Here is a 15,623-nt window from a genome sequence, read left to right on the forward strand (position 1 = left end):
GGCGCGCACCGCGCGCCCGGCCGGTCGGTGCCCTGCGCGGCGGTCAGCCGCCGCGCAGGGTGGTTTCGATCAGGTCGTGGCCGAGGTCGTAGCGGATGCCGTCCGGGTTCGTCAGACCCGAGTCGGCGTACCACGACAGGTCGGCCTCCGGGTGCGGGCCGACCAGGCCGACCCACCCGGCGCCGTAGCCGGTGACGACGGCCGCGGCGCCGCCCGTGTCGTACGTGGCCAGGACGGTCGCGGAGGTGCCGGCGCGCACGCGGAACAGCGCGCCGTCCTGGAAGTACATGTGCCGCCGCCGGCCCCGCCAGTCGACGCCGACGACCGTGTCGGCGGCGTCGCGGACGCGGGCCTCGCTGCTGTAGATGTACCCCTCGACGCCGACCCCGGTCAGCAGGCCGAAGCCGGAGTCGGCGCCGGCGAGGTAGGCGCCCAGGCAGAACCCGAGGTAGTGCCCTCCATTGTGGACGAATGCGCGGATGTCCCCGGCGTACCCGCGCACCCGGCGCCACGCCTGGCGGACGTCACCACCGCCGGGTTGCGCGTACACGGTGGCCTTGGCGAGGACGTCCGCCGACACCTTGACGTCCTCGCCGGGGCCACAGAACTCGGTGCGGAACCCGGTCGGTGTGCCACGCAGCAGCGCCGCCACCGCCTCCGAGCAGCCGGCGCAGGACGCCGGTCCCCGGTAGACCAGCGCGAGGGGCCGATCGTCGGACAGGACGGCGTAGCCGGCGCCGGCCACGCCGCCGAACGCGGCCAGGACACCGGCGGCGCCCGCGCCGATCAGCGCGCGTCGCCGGTTCACGGGCCGCTGCTCTGCCCGGTGCCCGGCCGGGTCCGGCGCTGGGCGATGCGGCGCCGGCTGGCGTCCCAGTGGTGCGGCCGGCGCGGCGCCGGCGGCTTCACCGACCGGGCGGACGCCGGTTCAGCGGAGCCCGACCCCACCAGGGACGGCACCACCGAGCCCACCTCGACCGAGGACGGCACCACCGAGCCCACCTCGACCGAGGACGGCACGACCGTGCCCTGCACGACCGAGCCTTGCAGGACCGTGCCCTGCACCACCGGACCCTGCACCACCGAGCCCTGCACTGCCGGGCCCGGTTCCGCCGGGGACGGCAAGACCAGGTCCGGTTCCGCTGAGGACGGCACGATGACCGCGGCGACCCGGGCCGGGCCACCGGACGCGGTCCACCGGCGGACGCGGGTGGCCAGCGCGGTCACGGCCAACTCCAGCGGGCCGCGGCCGACCGTGCCCCGGACCGCGAGCGCGATCAGCACCGCGCCGATGACCTGCACGAGGCAGCCACCTGCGGCGCTGTACGTGTCGAACTCGGAGTTGATGAACAGGATGTGCGCGGAGTAGAAGGTCAGGGTCATGCTGCCGGCCGCGGCGAGCGGCACCAGCAGGGCCGTGCACAGTGGACGCAGGAGCCGGTGCCGGACGTGGCCGGCCAGCAGCAGCAGGCCCAGCACGGCGACGGCGCAGCCGGTGGCGTGCAGCAGGTCCAGCGGGGTGCTCGTGTGCGGCTTGTTGACCGCCAGCCACCACCATGTCGAGGACGGGGTGTTGCCGTCGCCGCCGAACGTCAGCAGTTCGGTGGTGTACTCCGGGGTCAGCCCGCTGGATGGTTGCGCCGCCCAGATGTGTGCCAGCCCGTGGAACCGGTGCAGCAGCAGCACCGAGATGGCGTTGGCCCAGACGGCGAGCACCGTGCCGCCGGCGAGCAACCCCGCCGCGACCCGGACGTTCGTCAGGTTCATCCGCCCGATGACGATGCCGGCACACATGTACGCCAGCCACGCCGGCGACGGGTAGAAGCCGGTGAGTGACAGCTCGGTGAGCATCCCGACCGGGTCCTCGACGAGCCTGGTGAACGTGGGGTTGCCGAGGACCGGCTCCGGCAGGTGCGGCAGCAGGACGTGGTTGACCACGGGCCCGACGGTCGCCAGGAGCACACCGATCACGGCGACGATCCAGGTGCGCAGGAACACCAGCGGGATCGCGAGCAGGAACACCATCCCGTAGTACGGCAGGATGACCGCGTCCAGGACCGTGTCGATGCTGCACAGCAGGAACCCGATCACGGCGATGGCGAGCGCCCGCACGGCAATCATGGCCGACACGGCGCGGCGCTCGCCGGCGGGGACCGGGCGGCGACCGGTCAGAAACGCGATGCCGACCCCGGCGAGCAGCGCGAACGCGGCCGCGGCCCGCCCGCTGAACACCGTCGCCGACCACGTCGGGTTGCCCGCCGCGTCGGCCTCGTACAGTGCGTGCAGGCTGATCATGCCGAGCAGCGACACGCCCCGGGCGGCGTCGACACCGGCCAGCCGCGGCCGTTTCGGCGGTGCCCCGGCCGGTGGCGACGCCGGGACGTCACCGGGGCGCGCGGGTGCGGCGCCCAGCGCGAGCTGTGTCATGTGGTCATCACCGCATCCACCAGGTCCAGGCCGAGGTCGACGCCGAGCCGGTCGACGCGCAGCCCGGCGTCGCTGTACCAGTCGCCGGTCGCCTCCGGGTGCGGGCCGACGACCCCGACGCGGCCCTGCCCGAAGCCGACGACGAGGGCGGCGACGGTGCCGTTGGGATACGTGGCGACAACGGTCGCGTCGGCGCTGGGCCGCACCCAGAAGTACGGGCCGTCCTGGAAGAACAGGGTCCGGGTGCTGCCCCGCCACGCGACCTCCACCAGGGTGTCGTCGGGCGACGCGACGGTCGCGGCGGTCGAGGCGATGTACTGGTCGGTGTCTCCCGGCAGCAGGTCGAAGCCGGGCGTGGCACCGGCCAGGTACCCGCCGAGGCAGAACCCGAGGTACCGGCCGCCACTGTGGACGAACTCGCGGATCGCGGTGCGGTGCCGGCGCAGGTGCCGGTAGCCGTGGGAGAGCAGGCCGCCGCCGGGCTGCGCGTACACGGCCGCACCGGTCAGGGCGAGTGTGGAGACCGGCACGGCCTCGTCGGGGCCGACGTAGCGCACGTCGAAGCCCCAGCGGCTGGAACGCAGCAGCGCGGCCACCGCCTCGGGGCAGCCGGGCGAGGACGCCGGTCCCCGGTACACCAGCGCCACGAGAGGCTCGGCCTGCTCCCAGCCGGGCAAGGTCGAGGACACCTGGCACGCCGCCGCGGTCATGCGGTCGGCACCCGGCAGCCGGGATGTGGTCACCTCGACCCCCGCGGTGGCGGGTTGTCCAGCGTGAGAGCGGTGCACCGGACGCCGCCGCCGCCCTTGGCGAGCTGGGTCGTGTCGAGCTCGACGACGCGCAGGCCACGCTCGCGCAACGTGGCGGCGAGCTTCGGCGCCCCGCGGGTCATCGTCACCGTGCGGCCGTCGCTGATCAGGTTGAGCGCCAGCTTGGTCGCCTCGTCGAGGCCGACCTCGATGAGCTCCAGCCCGAGCCCGCGCAGGCGCCTGAGGCTGGGCTCGTCCAGCGCCTGTGGGCAGTAGGCGAGGGTGTACGGGGGCTCGACGACGGCGATCGCCAGGTCGAGGTCGTACCAGCGGGGGCCGACGGTGCGCAGCGGCACCACGTCGTAGTCGAGCTCGTTGGCGAGGACGGCGTGCATGCGCCGGTCGGTGCGCTGCCCGTAGCCGGCCAACAGCAGGTCGCCGCAGGCGAGGGCGTCGCCCTGGCCGCTGAACGGGTAGGGGGCCTCGAGGACGTCGAAGCCGCGGTCGACCAGCCACTCCTGGAAGTACGAGATCTCGGCCTTGCGTTCCGGCGGCGGGAAGCCCAGCACGGCGCGGTCGCCGCGGACCACGGCGGCGTTCGCGGTGAAGACCATGTCGGGGCACTCCGGGGCGGAGGCAACGTGCTCGACGCGGCGGCCGGCCGCGAGGTGCGCCGCGACGATCGCCGCGTGCTCGGCCGCTGCGGCCGCCGGGTCGGGCTGCAGCTCGGTGTGCATGTACGGGTTGATCTCGTAGTCGATGCGGAAGTGGGCGGCGTCGGAAACCAGCAGTTCGGTGTTCACCGGGTGGTGCGCTCCTTGATGTGTGGTGGAACTGTGACAGCGGACGGGAAAGGTCAGGCGGCGATCGCCGCCTGGGTCTGGCGGGTGGCGATGCCCTGCGCCGGGATGCCGCGCCATCGGCTGCCCGGGGTGAGGTGCTCGCCCTTCATCAGCAGCGACAGCGAGCCGAGCGACACGTCGTCGCCGACGACGGCGTCGTACAGCACGATCGCGCGGGTGCCGATGGTGGCGCCCGCGCCGACGGTGACGACGGACATCTTCATCACCCGGTCCTCGAACAGGTGGGTCTGCAGCGAGACCTCGGCGCCGACCTCGGCGTCGTCGCCGATCTCGACCAGGTCGAACTCGGTGAGGTACGTGGTCCCGATCCAGGTACGCCGGCCGATGTGGGCACCGAACCAGCGCAGCACCGGCGGCAGGAACGGCGTGCCGATGAGCATCCCGACGCCGGCCGGAATGGCGGCGGCCTCGTACAGGCCGGTGACGAACTCGGTGCGCCGCACGAACGTGCTCCACAGCGGCTCGACCCGCGGCTGGTAGGTGCCGATGATGCTGCGTTTGGTCGCCGCGCAGCACCCGATGACCGCGGCGCACGCGGCCATGACGACCAGCGGTGAGGCCAGCGCCGGCACCGGCAGGTCCCGGCCGCGGGCGAGCGTGGACAGCACCCACAGGTACAGGTAGACGCTCATGCCGAGCAGCGCGGCGGGCGCGGTCGCGCGGGCGAACTCGACCGCCAGGCGGTGCGCGACCAGCTTGCGCGGCGGGCGGAACGTCTGCTCCTCGCTGAACGTGCCGCTGCTCTGCCGCAGCGGCAGGTGCATCGCCGGCGACCCGAGCCACGAGGTGCCGTCGGGGACGTCGTCGTCCGGCGGCAGGGTCTGCACCCCGACGAGGCTGCCGGCGCCCAGGGTCGTGCCGGCGGGCACGAACGCGGCGTTGCCGACGAACGCCCGGTGCCCGACCCTGGTCGGCAGCAACGCCATCCGGCCGTTGGCGAACGTGGCGGCCCCGACACTGGCCATGTCGGCCACGAAGCTGTCCGAGTCCAGGGTCAGCAGGTCCGGGTCGAGATGCGCGGCGGTGGAGACCTCGGCGCCGCGGCCGACCCGGGCGCCGAGCAGCCGCAGCCACGGCACCGTGTACAGCGTCGAGTACAGCGAGTTGGTGAACAGCAGGCTGAACTCGAGGAGCTTGTCCGCGACCCACTTGCGGACGCCGAGTCCGGAGCGGGCCGGGTGGATGCCGACCGGCGCGTGCCGCAGCACGAGGCGCTTGCCGAGGGCGATCACCGCGCAGGTGGTCAGCACGTACAGCGGGCCGGCGGGGACCGTCGCGAAGAGGCCGGCCAACAGCCCCCAGTGCAGCAGCGCCCACCACACCAGGACCACGCTGGGCACGATCGTCGCGATGGCGCTGAGCTCGAGGCCGACGACGCCGGCCGCGGCGGCCAGCAGGTGCTGCGCGTGCCAGCCCCGGTTGTGGCCGCGGCCGGTGGCGCCGAGCATGACCTCGACGGTCGGGCCGAGCGCCGCGACCGGCGCCGCCGGCGAGCCGGCCCAGCGCGCGCCCGGCGGCACGGTCTCGCCCTGTTCGAGCACGGACTGCTCGCCGAGCCCGGCGTTCGCGGCGACCGTCGAGCCCGGTTCGAGGACAGCGTTCGCGCCCACGAACGCATGCGGGGCGACCGTGATCGGTTCGACCACGACCCAGCCCTGCTCCACCCGCCACGGCCGCAGCGACACCCCGTAACCGACGGCCGCGTCGGCGCCGATGTCCAGGAACGTCGGCAGGCTGATCGAGCTGGTCGCGATGGTGGTCCGGGTGCCGACGCGGGCGCCGAGCAGCCGGAGGTAGGCGGCCATGAGTGGCGAGCCGCTCAGCACGGCCATCGGCCCGATCGCCAGCAGCAGGTTCAGCGTCCAGAGCCGTAGGTAGGTCGGGCCCCACAATCGGTACCGGCCGGGTTTGATGCCGGCGGCAACCGGCCGGGCGAGCAGCACCGGCACGACCCATCGCACGCCGAGGTAGCTGACCAGGATCGCCATCATCAGCTGCAGCAGGACCTCGACGGACACCCGCCCGTTGTTCCAGGTGTACACATAGGACACCGGCAGCGTGATGAGCAGCACCAGCAGGTAGATGACCAGTGCCTGGCCCGCGCCGGCGGCCGCGATCCGCCGGCTGTCGTGGCGCAGTGGCGCCGGTCGGGGCGGCGCGGTCAGCCCACCGGTCGCGGCGGACGCGTCCAGTCGCCGGGCCATGCCGCGTACGGTCGGGTTGCTGTACAGGTCGCGGACGGCCGGGCTCGCACCGACGTTGCGGGCCCGCAGCAGCGAGACGACCCGCGCGGCGAGCAGCGAGTGGCCGCCGAGGTCGTCGAAGAAGTCCGCCTCGACCGACAGCGACTCCGGTGGCAGGCCGAACGCCTCGGCCCACACGGCGCGGACCTGCTCCTCCAGTGCGCCTTCGGCGGCGACGAGGAGGCCCTTGCCGCGGGCCGGCCGCCGGTTGACCGGGGTCGGCAGCCGCTTGCGGTCCACCTTGCCGCTCGGCATGGCCGGCAGCGACGCGACCACGTCGAGGTAGGCGGGCACCATGTAGCTGGGCAGGCGGTCCTGCAGCTGCTCGTACAGGCGGCGCACCAGCTCCTCGTCGGGCTCGTCGCTCTCAGACGAACGGACCACGTAGCCGGCGAGCTCGCGTGCGGCGTCCGGGGCTTCGGACACCGCGACGAGTGCCGTGACCGCCTCGATGACGCCGTGGTCCTCGAGGAGCACGCTCTCGATCTCGCCGAGGTCCACCCGGTGCCCGCGGATCTTCACCTCGGCGTCGGCGCGGCCCAGGTATTCGATCTCACCGTCGGCGGTGACCCGACCGAGGTCGCCGGTGCGGTACAGCCGGAACCCGGCCGGCGCGAGGGGATGCTCGATGAACCGGTCCGCGGTCAGCTCCGGCCGCCCGACGTAGCCGCGCGCGACGCCCGGCCCGCCGATGCAGATCTCGCCGACCTCGCCGTCCGGGACCGGCCGCCGCTGCTCGTCCAGCAGCACGGCGGAGTAGGTGGGCAGCGGCCGGCCGATGGTGACGGTCCGGCCCGGCAGTAGCTCGCACCAGATCGCGGTGACGGTTGCCTCCGTCGGCCCGTAGGTGTTGAGGATGCGCCGGCCCGGCCGGCTCCACCGCTCCACCAGCTGCCCCGGGCACGCCTCACCGCCGACGAGGATGCTGCGGATGCGGGGCAGCTCCCGGGGGATCGTCGCGAGCAGCGTCGGCACGCAGTACAGGACGGTGATGCGCGCCGTGTCGAGGAAGTCGGCGAGCTCCGCGCCGAAGCGCCGCGAGTCGGTGGGCCCGGCGACGAGGGTCGCGCCGACCGACCACGTCGGCCAGATCTCCTCGATCGAGAAGTCGAACGCGATCGTCATGCCCTGGTAGACCCGGTCGTCGGGGCGGACGTCGTACACCTTCGGCACGACGTCGAGGAAGTTGCAGATGCTCGACTGGGCCACCTCCACGCCCTTGGGCCGGCCGCTGGATCCGGACGTGTAGATCACGTACGCGGCTGGGTCGGCGGTGGGGTCGCGGGCCGGGCGGGTCTTCTCTGCGCCGTCCGCTTGGCTGTCCGCGTTACCGGCGAGGTCTTCTGCGTCATCGGTGAGCAGCACCGGGCAGGGCAGCCCGTCGGCGCGGTCGGCGAGGTCCGCCGACGTCAGCACCAGCGCGATGGAAGCGTCCTCGACGATGTAGGCGACCCGGTCCGCGGGCGACTCCGGGTCGATCGGCACGAACGCCCCGCCGGCCTTGCCGACGGCGAGCAACGCCACGTACGTGGCGACGGACCGCTGCAGCAGGATCGCGGTCCGGGCGCCGCCGCTGATCCCGAGATCCCGCAGCCGGTGGGCGAGGCGGTTGGCGCGCTCGTCGAGGTCGCGGTACGTGAGACGTTCACCGTCGCATTCGAGGGCGACGGCGGAGGGGGTGCGGTCGCACGCCGCCTCGAACACGTGGTGCAGGCGCCTCTCGGCGCGGTCGGGGGGTTCGCGCCGCACCTGAGCCACGCCACGGGCGGTTGCCTGCCTGGCGATCGGCACGGACACTGCGGCACCGTCGGGACCCGTGGCACCGATCGGCGGCGACACGGTCGTCCTGGTGGTGCGTGCATGGTTCACAAGTACGGCCTCATTTCTGCTGATGCCCGAAGCGACGCCGGGGCGGGATCGGCACCGCACCTGTCGCCGTGCACGGCGAAGGCACCCACGGACAGGCGTGGGTCGCGGGCCTTGATCGTTCTGGCTCAAACGAAAGAAGCGGCACCTGGGTGGGTGCCGCTTCCTTAGATTGCCGTTGTGTTTCCTGCCGTGTGGCCGACGTCAGGCAGTTCTCACCACGAGACCACCCTCGGCGACCTTCGTGCGGTTTCGCGGGCTCCGGCGCCTCACACGGCGCTTCATGCGTGCCAGGCCGCAACCGCGGCCCGGCACGCCGGTTGGTTCCGGTGAACAGTTCGCGGCCGCGGCGACTTCTTCAGCGCACGGTGAAGGTCAGCCGCCTCCCGCGCAGGCGCGGGAGGCGGCTTCGGCGCGGCGGCGGGCACCGGCTTCGACCCCGGCGGGCCATATGACGGGCGCATCGAGCCGTACGAGACGGGCCCTCGGGGCGAGCAGGGCAGCCGGCTGCGGGTGACGGACGGCGGGTCAGGTGCCGGGGACGCCGTAGACCCGGGCCGGGGCGAGCAGGACAACGGTGCGGCGCTGCTCGGCCATGACCCGGTCGTATTCGTCCCAGTCGTCGTGGGTGCCGCCGGCCGCGGCGAACACCTCACGCAGCAGCAGCAGCAGCCGCTCGCCGTCAATGCCAAGGGCAGGGTCGTCGGGGCCGATGAGCGTGGCCGTGCCCTCGACCGTGGCCCAGGTCCAGCCGGACCGGATCGTCACGGTCAGCTGGGGACGGGCCCGCAGGTTGGCCAGCTTGACCTTGCCGTAGGTGACGAACCCGACCGCCGGGTCGCCGGTGACCGGGTGCGGCAGCACGCCCGCGTTGACGACCGACGCCTGGATCGTGCCGTCCGCCCGCAGCGTCGACACGACAACCAGGCCACGCTCCTTCACCGCCAGCCCCGCGAACTCCCCGAGCGTTGCCATGCCCACCCCCGTTTCGCCGATGCCAACACACCCCATCGGACCCGCCGCCAACGATATCGCGGCCCGCTCAGGTGGCGCCCAAGCCTCAGCAGTCCGCCGGCGGAAAATCATTTGACGGCCGCGATACGTTGTTCCTCCGTACCTTCGGACGGCCGTACGCCGGCGCGCATCGGGAGTTGCGAGGGGGTTCGATTCGGTGGACGTCGCGGCGGCGCGGGGTGGGCGTTCCGGCGTGGGGCCGATCCGGTTCGGGTGTTGATCTCCTATACGCACGGCGATGTGGTGATGGTGGCGATGCGTAGCTCGGCGCCGCTGGGCCAACGCTCCCGGCGTCAGGGAGGTCCCGGACGACCAGACAGGCGCGCTCGGTGTCACGGGGTGGGTTTGAGGGACTTGGTCAGGCGGTTGTCGGGGCGGGTCAGGACGTAGCAGTGGGACGTGCGGTCGCCGAGGGCCCACCGGTCCGGAGAGCCACCGGTCAGAAATGCGCGCAGGTCGGTGCGCTTCTCGAACTTCGACGGGGACTCGCCCAGGAACGTCGCTGCCTTGGTGTTGCAGAACTGGGCCACCTCGCGGGCCAGCTTGGTCATGCCGGGGTGGGGGACGTCGGCGCCGACGTACAGGCCGGTGTACTCGCCGTTGTGGGGCTGGGCGCAGTCGATCGGGGCCAGCCGGTCGATGGTCTTGTACCAGCCCTGGCCGTCCGGGGTGCCGAGGACGTCCACGCAGGTCAGGGCGAGCGGGCGGGTGCCGCGCAGGCCGTCCTTCAGGCTGCCGGTGCGCATCCGGGACGTGAAGTCGTCGGCGGAGAACTCGAACAGGGCGCAGCGGTACTCGTGGTCGCCGGCGATCCACTCCTCGGTCGATGGGACGATGACCGCGAGGCCCAGGCGGCCGTCGTGCCAGTCGGCGCCGACGTACTCGCGGGCGGCCGTGTCGCAGTCGGTGAAGACCTCCCGGGTCTTGTTCTCCGGTGGGGTCGTGAGACGGCCGACGCGGATGATCTCGGCCTGGTGCTCGGCGGAGCAGTCGACCGCGTTGAGGGTGACGGCGCGGTAGTCGAACATGCCCAGTGACTGGCCCGTGTGGCACATGCCGGCGCCCGGCAGGGACCTCGCTGAGGGCGAAGCCGCCGCCGCGCTGCCGGTCGCGCCGGTCACGGGCTCTGCCCCGTCACATCCGGCCAGGCTCAGCAGTACCACTGCCGCGATCATCCTCCAGCGCATCTGCACATGATCGTCGATCGTGGGGCGGCGGGAAACTGCAGGGTGCCTTGTCACCACACGTAGGGGATGAGCCGGGCGCGGCCCGCGGCGAACGTTCGGTAGCGCTCGCCCAGTGCCGCGCTCAGCGCACGCTCCTCGATCCGCAGGCGGTAGATCAGGGCGATCAGCATCACGCCGACCGCGCTCACGGTGCTGACCCAGTTGCCCAGCATCAGGCCGCCGCCGGCGAAGGCGAGCAGGAGGCCGGTGTAGCTCGGGTGCCGCAGCACGCGGTACGGGCCGCGTTCCACGACCGGCTGGTCCGCACTGGTCTTCACCACCACCGTGAAGTACTTGCCCAAGCTCGCGAACGACCACCAGCGCAGCAGCAGGCCGAGCCACGCGATCGTCGCCGCGAGCGCGAACCGCCACCCGCCGCCGCCGATCGCGGCGCCCGGGGCGACCGCCCGGCCGATGGCCAGCAGCAGGATCCCGCCGAAGAACATCGCCCTGAACGCGACCTCCGCGCGCAGGCTGACGCTCGTCGCGCCGCGGCGCACGCGCAACGCCTGCGCGAGTTCGCCCGCCGCGAAGGCGCCGGCGCTGACCAGGAACACGGTCCGCGGCAGGGCCGGCAGCGCTTCGTACGGCAGGGGCACGCCGCGAGTATCACCGAGGCAGGTTCCGCACCACAACCACCACCCAGGCGCCGAGGGGTTTCGTCGGGCAGTCACGGGATGTTCACGCCTTGCCGGTCGCGCGGCATACTTGCGCCCATCGATATTCATGATGGTCGCCGATCGCGGCGGCGCAGGTATGTCGATCAACGGAAGGCAAGCGTTGGAACACGTGTCATCGCCATCAGCCCGGACCGTTCGCCCGTTCGCCCGGCGCCGTCGGGCCGTGTCATGGGTCGTGGCCGTCCTGGCCGCGCTCGGGGTCATGCTGCCCGCGACGGCGGCCTTCGCCGACTCGCTGCCCAATCTGCCGCAGAACGCGGGAGGCTATGAGCAGTCGTTCTCGCCCGCGTACGACTACGACACCGACGGCTGCTACGCGGTCGCGGCCATCAGCCCCGCCGGCACGCTCAACCCGGGGCTGAACCCCACCGGCGCGCTCAACGGCAACTGCCGGGACCAGTCCGACCTGGACAGGACCCAGACGTATGCCCGGTCGAAGTGCAACAACGGCTGGTGTGCGATCGTCTACGCCAGCTACTTCGAGAAGGACCAGGCCCTGCCCGGCATCAGCCTCGGCGGCCACCGGCACGACTGGGAGCACGTCATCTCCTGGGTCAACCAGTCGAGCAACCAGGTCGAATACGTGACCACGACCCAGCACAGCAGCCAGGTGACCTACCCGCGCTCGCAGGTGCGGTTCGACGGCTCCCACCCCAAGACCGTGTACCACAAGGACGGCGCGTCGACCCACTTCTTCCGGCTCGCCAACAGCAACGACGACCCACCGGAGAACCACTACCACATCTGGCGCTACCCGCCGCTGGTGGACTGGAACGGATGGCCCAGCACGGCGCTGCGCGACCGGCTGATGACCGCTGACTTCGGTTCGGCCACGATCAAGATCAAGAACGGCTCGTTCGAGTCGCTGCTCGCCGCGTCCAAGCCCGCCGGGATTGCCTTCAACCCGCAGAGCTGACCTGACCACGCGCCAGACCAGGCGCCGGAGGACGCCGTTCGCGCGGCGATCCTCCGGCCGCCGCGCCCTCAGCCGCCGTCACCGGTCGGGGTGACGCACGACCGCGACGGGGCAGCAGGCGTGATGGACGACGGCCTGGCTGACCGAGCCGAGCAGCAGCCCGACGAACCCGCCACGCCCGCGAGCGCCGACGACCAGCAGTTGCGCGCCGGCGGACGCGTCGGTGAGCACACCGCCGGCCCGGCCGGGCACGGTGTCGAGCCGGACGTCGACCCGCGGGTACTTCTCGCGCCACCCGGCGAGCGACTCGGCCAGGAGCCGTCGCTCACCGTCGAGGGCCGCGTCGGGGATCCCGCCCGGCTGGTGCCCGGCGTTCTGGCGATGGTACGCGTGGACCGCGGTCAGCCCGCAACCGCGGAACGCTGCCTGCTCGAATGCGAGGCCGAGGGCCTCGTGCGCGCCGTGGGAGCTGTCGACGCCGACGACGACCCGGCCGGTGCTGCCGCCGTCCGGACGGTCGGCGTGCCGGACGATCACCACCGGGCAGATGGCATGGGAGGCCAGCTCGACGCCGGTGGAGCCGACCAGGAGGGCGGTGAAGCCGCCGAGGCCACGGTTGCCGACCACGACCAGCGACGCGTGCCGCGACGCGGCCAGCAGCGCCGGCACGCACAGGTCGGCGCTGGCCTCGGTGCTGATCCGCAGCTCCGCGTCCACGTCCCGGGCCTGCAGCACCGCGTCGGCGAGGATCCGCGCCGGGGACTCCAGGCTCTCCGTCTCGTAGATGATGGGCATCGCCAGCCCGGCCATCGGGTACGTCACCACCGGCCACTCGTGCCCGTGCAGCAGATGCAGCGGCCGCTGGCGGCGGGCCGCGTCCGCGGCGGCCCACTGCACGGCTCGCTTGCTGTCGGGTGACCCGTCGACGCCGACGACGACGGCGGTTGCCGGCACGGATGCGGTCGTCACGGCTGGTCCTCGCGATGCCGGTGCGGCGTCACAGTCCCGCGCGGTCGAGGATCGCCGCGGCGTCGCTCGTCCGCTGCCGCCGCTGCGCCGGCGTGCCGGCGTCGGGGTCCGCCAGGGTCCGCAGCGCCGCGGCGAGCACTTCGAGACGGAACTCGGCTCTGCGCAGGCGGATCATCGCGTCGGCCGGGTCTGTTGTGGGCACGGAACCGCAGACTGGTTGCCGCCACTTCGGTGTGATCTGTCGTATCACGGCGCCACCTCCTCTTTCGCGGGTGCGTGGTGCTCCTTCCCACACTTCCCCGCCGCGGGCGGTGCCGACCAGGTGGCGCTTCAGCCTGTCATCCGCTACATCACCCGGTGGCCCCGGGCTCAGCTTGCCCGGCGCCACCGGAGGATCCAGCCGGCTCGTTACTTGCCTTGCAGCGCGTGGACCAGTTCGGCCTTGGTCATGGCGGAGCGGCCCTTGATGTTGCGGCGCTGCGCTTCGGTGTAGAGCTCGTCCCGGGAGCGCTCCGCGCGGGGCTGGTTGCGCCCGGACTTCGCCGGGGTGCGCGGCGCGTTCGAGGACTTCTTCGACGCCGACGGCTTGCCCAGCTCCTGCCAACGGCTCTCGGTCATCTCCACGCCGTGCCGCTTCGCGGCCCGCTTGATCCGGCGGAACGCCTCTTCGCGCTCCGCGTCGGTCGCGTCCTGCACCTGGTCGAACCGCGCGATCGCGTTCCGCACGTGCGACGCGTCGTTGAGCGGCTCCTTGCGCAGCCGCGGGAATGCGAACGACGTGTCGGACATGGCGTTGCGGTCGTCGGCGTCCAGCTCATGCGTGCTCTGTCTGCGTGCAGCCATACTGTGTGCTTACCCCGCATCGGGCCATCCATACCCGTGCCGCTCGGGCGGTGGCGCTCTGCCGGCTGGGCAGGCGACAGAGGCACCCGCGCCGGGGCGGTCGACGGCTTGCCGCGCCGCCGACCGCCGGCGTTCGGGTCAGCCGTTGAGGACCTTGTGCTCCGGCTCGGTGCTGCCACCGACCGAGATCTTGCGCGGTTTCGCCTTCTCGGCGATCGGGATCCGCAGGGCGAGGACGCCGTTGCGGTACGTCGCGTCGATGCGGTCGGTGTCCAGGGCATCGCCGAGGAACATCTGCCGGGAGAAGACGCCGAGGGGCCGCTCGGTCAGGGTCGCCTGCGCCTGCTCGCCGAGGTCGACAGGGCGTCGCTCGGCGCGGACGGTCAGCACGTTGCGCTCGATGTCGATGTCGATCGCGTCCTTGTCCACACCGGGCAGGTCGAACACGATCACGAACTCGTCGCCGTTGCGGTAGGCGTCCGCCGGCATGGCCGTCGGACGGGACCACGTGCCGGTCGCGGGAGCGCCGAACAGCTGCTGGGCGAGCCGGTTGACCTCGGTGAAGGGTTCGCTGCGCATCAACATTGGGCCACCTCCTGGGTCTCGACTGATCGGTCAATGCGCGATACATTTGTTGTAACACGTCATCGTTCCGATGACAAGCGGAACGTCAACGAAAAGTTGACGCGTGAGAAGGGGATCGCGGGATGGCCGAACCGGATGCGCTCATCGCCGCCGTGGCGGCGATCACGGCGGTGGCAGACCGATACACCCGCGACGCCGAGACCAGCGACACCGACACGGCCGGCGCCGTCCTCGAGGCCCTCGCTCTGCTCCGGTGGGTGCAGGAGCAGCTCGCCGCGACCGAGCCGGAGCTGATCGCGGCCGCCAGGCGGGCCGGTGTCAGCTGGCAGGCGCTCGCACCCGCCCTGGGCGTGGCCAGCCGGCAGGCCGCGGAGCGGCGGTATCTCAGAGCCGCATCCGCCCCGGGTGCCGGCGGCGACACCCGTGAGGACCGGGTCCGTGCCGAGCGCGACCACCGGGCCGGCGTCCGCGCGGTCGCCCGCTGGGCCACCGACAACACCGCGGACCTGCGCCGCCTCGCCGGGCAGGTGGCCGGCCTGCGGGACGCACCGGCCGCCGCCACCGCCGACCTGGACCGGCTGCACCGCGCCCTCGCCGACCCCGACGCGACCGCGCTGCCCGCCCTCCTCGCCGCCACCCGGCAGCACCTGGGCCACCACCCGGCGCTGGCCGAGCAGGTCGACGCGGTCGCCGCCAGCACCAGCGAGGTGCTGCGGCACACCCAGCAGCGCCGCGACGAGCAGCAGCCCCCACCGGGGCGCTCGCCGAGCCCACGCTGAACGCACCCGTGCGATGCACTCCATCGGGCAGCGCTGGCACGATCGGCGGCGAGGAGTACAGTCCTCGGTGACGGCTTGGTGGCGTCTTGCCCCGGATCCCGGCAGCCCGTGCACGCCCGCACGCAGCGAAGGGAGCAAGGCATGCGTCACAACCAACGAGGGACCGGCGTCTGATGGCCGTCGACTACGACGCACCACGGCCGACCCCGACCGACGAGACCGACGACGGCCTGGACGCGCTCGCGCTGCGGCGCAGCACGAGCAAGGCCGGCACCGCGGACGTCGACGACACCGCCGAGGCCATCGAGTCCTCAGGGCTCGACTTCGTCGACGAGGAGCTCTCCGTCCCCGTCGTCCCCATGCGCGCCGACGAATTCCGGTGCGGGCGGTGCTTCCTGGTCCACCATCGCAGTCGCCTCGCTGACCCCTCCGGGGCGCAGGTCTGCCGCGACTGCTCCTGAGC

15 protein-coding genes are annotated in these 15,623 nt (G+C 72.7%); 3 read left to right on the forward strand and 12 right to left on the reverse strand.

Going from position 1 to position 15,623, the window contains the following annotated elements; translation table 11 throughout:
• Positions 1-43: 43 nt before the first annotated feature.
• The 8 genes from AB0K00_RS47815 to AB0K00_RS47850 all read right to left on the reverse strand — a co-directional run bounded on the left by AB0K00_RS47815 (position 44) and on the right by AB0K00_RS47850 (position 10,987).
• Complete coding sequence (locus AB0K00_RS47815; protein ID WP_363536506.1) at positions 44-808, reverse strand: BPL-N domain-containing protein; 765 nt, start codon at positions 806-808, stop codon at positions 44-46.
• Positions 805-2,427: a heparan-alpha-glucosaminide N-acetyltransferase domain-containing protein gene (locus tag AB0K00_RS47820; protein WP_363536509.1), complete on the reverse strand. Its 1,623-nt coding sequence runs from the start codon at positions 2,425-2,427 to the stop codon at positions 805-807. Before AB0K00_RS47820 ends, AB0K00_RS47815 begins: the two co-directional genes overlap by 4 nt.
• On the reverse strand, positions 2,424-3,170 hold the full coding sequence (locus AB0K00_RS47825) for a BPL-N domain-containing protein (protein ID WP_363536512.1): 747 nt from the start codon (positions 3,168-3,170) through the stop codon (positions 2,424-2,426). Before AB0K00_RS47825 ends, AB0K00_RS47820 begins: the two co-directional genes overlap by 4 nt.
• A complete protein-coding gene (locus AB0K00_RS47830; RefSeq protein ID WP_363536515.1) occupies positions 3,167-3,979 on the reverse strand; it encodes an arginine deiminase-related protein in 813 nt (270 codons plus the stop codon). The genes AB0K00_RS47825 and AB0K00_RS47830 overlap by 4 nt, the downstream gene beginning before the upstream one ends.
• A 53-nt stretch (positions 3,980-4,032) precedes the next feature.
• Positions 4,033-8,079 (reverse strand): Pls/PosA family non-ribosomal peptide synthetase, encoded by a 4,047-nt coding sequence (locus AB0K00_RS47835; protein ID WP_363536518.1) that lies wholly within the window; start codon positions 8,077-8,079, stop codon positions 4,033-4,035.
• Positions 8,080-8,676: 597 nt separating this feature from the next.
• Positions 8,677-9,123, reverse strand: a complete 447-nt coding sequence (locus AB0K00_RS47840; RefSeq protein WP_363536521.1) for a TIGR03618 family F420-dependent PPOX class oxidoreductase — start codon at positions 9,121-9,123, stop codon at positions 8,677-8,679.
• A 371-nt stretch (positions 9,124-9,494) separates the two neighbouring features.
• Positions 9,495-10,349, reverse strand: a complete 855-nt coding sequence (locus AB0K00_RS47845) for a septum formation family protein (RefSeq protein ID WP_363536524.1) — start codon at positions 10,347-10,349, stop codon at positions 9,495-9,497.
• Between the two features lie 50 nt (positions 10,350-10,399).
• Positions 10,400-10,987 carry an isoprenylcysteine carboxylmethyltransferase family protein gene (locus AB0K00_RS47850; RefSeq protein WP_363536527.1) on the reverse strand — a complete coding sequence of 196 codons (588 nt, stop codon included), beginning with the start codon at positions 10,985-10,987 and terminating at the stop codon, positions 10,400-10,402.
• A 244-nt stretch (positions 10,988-11,231) separates the two neighbouring features.
• Between AB0K00_RS47850 and AB0K00_RS47855 the strand changes: the two genes are divergently transcribed.
• Positions 11,232-11,984: an NPP1 family protein gene (locus AB0K00_RS47855; protein ID WP_363536530.1), complete on the forward strand. Its 753-nt coding sequence runs from the start codon at positions 11,232-11,234 to the stop codon at positions 11,982-11,984.
• A 78-nt stretch (positions 11,985-12,062) separates the two neighbouring features.
• Here the strand turns inward: AB0K00_RS47855 and AB0K00_RS47860 are convergent, their stop codons facing one another.
• The 4 genes from AB0K00_RS47860 to AB0K00_RS47875 form a co-directional block, all read right to left on the reverse strand.
• Positions 12,063-12,953 carry a universal stress protein gene (locus tag AB0K00_RS47860; RefSeq protein WP_363536533.1) on the reverse strand — a complete coding sequence of 297 codons (891 nt, stop codon included), beginning with the start codon at positions 12,951-12,953 and terminating at the stop codon, positions 12,063-12,065.
• A gap of 28 nt (positions 12,954-12,981) precedes the next feature.
• Positions 12,982-13,155: a hypothetical protein gene (locus AB0K00_RS47865; protein ID WP_363536536.1), complete on the reverse strand. Its 174-nt coding sequence runs from the start codon at positions 13,153-13,155 to the stop codon at positions 12,982-12,984.
• Between the two features lie 206 nt (positions 13,156-13,361).
• Complete coding sequence (locus tag AB0K00_RS47870) at positions 13,362-13,796, reverse strand: DUF6582 domain-containing protein (RefSeq protein ID WP_363536539.1); 435 nt, start codon at positions 13,794-13,796, stop codon at positions 13,362-13,364.
• A 138-nt stretch (positions 13,797-13,934) separates the two neighbouring features.
• On the reverse strand, positions 13,935-14,381 hold the full coding sequence (locus tag AB0K00_RS47875; protein ID WP_363536542.1) for an Hsp20/alpha crystallin family protein: 447 nt from the start codon (positions 14,379-14,381) through the stop codon (positions 13,935-13,937).
• A gap of 122 nt (positions 14,382-14,503) precedes the next feature.
• Between AB0K00_RS47875 and AB0K00_RS47880 the strand changes: the two genes are divergently transcribed.
• Positions 14,504-15,160, forward strand: coding sequence for a hypothetical protein (locus AB0K00_RS47880; RefSeq protein WP_363536545.1), 657 nt, complete (start codon positions 14,504-14,506; stop codon positions 15,158-15,160).
• Positions 15,161-15,333: 173 nt separating this feature from the next.
• Positions 15,334-15,621, forward strand: coding sequence for a DUF4193 family protein (locus tag AB0K00_RS47885; protein ID WP_363536548.1), 288 nt, complete (start codon positions 15,334-15,336; stop codon positions 15,619-15,621).
• Positions 15,622-15,623 lie beyond the last annotated feature (2 nt).

The sequence above is a fragment of the Dactylosporangium sp. NPDC049525 genome (assembly GCF_040676755.1).
Classification (GTDB): domain Bacteria; phylum Actinomycetota; class Actinomycetes; order Mycobacteriales; family Micromonosporaceae; genus Dactylosporangium.

Coding starts and splice junctions, on each gene's coding strand:
- AB0K00_RS47820 (WP_363536509.1), bottom strand. CDS start 2,427: ATGACACAGCTCGCGCTGGGCGCCGCACCCGCGCGCCCCGGTGACGTC.
- AB0K00_RS47840 (WP_363536521.1), bottom strand. CDS start 9,123: ATGGCAACGCTCGGGGAGTTCGCGGGGCTGGCGGTGAAGGAGCGTGGC.
- AB0K00_RS47845 (WP_363536524.1), bottom strand. CDS start 10,349: ATGCGCTGGAGGATGATCGCGGCAGTGGTACTGCTGAGCCTGGCCGGA.
- AB0K00_RS47870 (WP_363536539.1), bottom strand. CDS start 13,796: ATGGCTGCACGCAGACAGAGCACGCATGAGCTGGACGCCGACGACCGC.
- AB0K00_RS47875 (WP_363536542.1), bottom strand. CDS start 14,381: ATGTTGATGCGCAGCGAACCCTTCACCGAGGTCAACCGGCTCGCCCAG.
- AB0K00_RS47880 (WP_363536545.1), top strand. CDS start 14,504: ATGGCCGAACCGGATGCGCTCATCGCCGCCGTGGCGGCGATCACGGCG.
- AB0K00_RS47885 (WP_363536548.1), top strand. CDS start 15,334: ATGGCCGTCGACTACGACGCACCACGGCCGACCCCGACCGACGAGACC.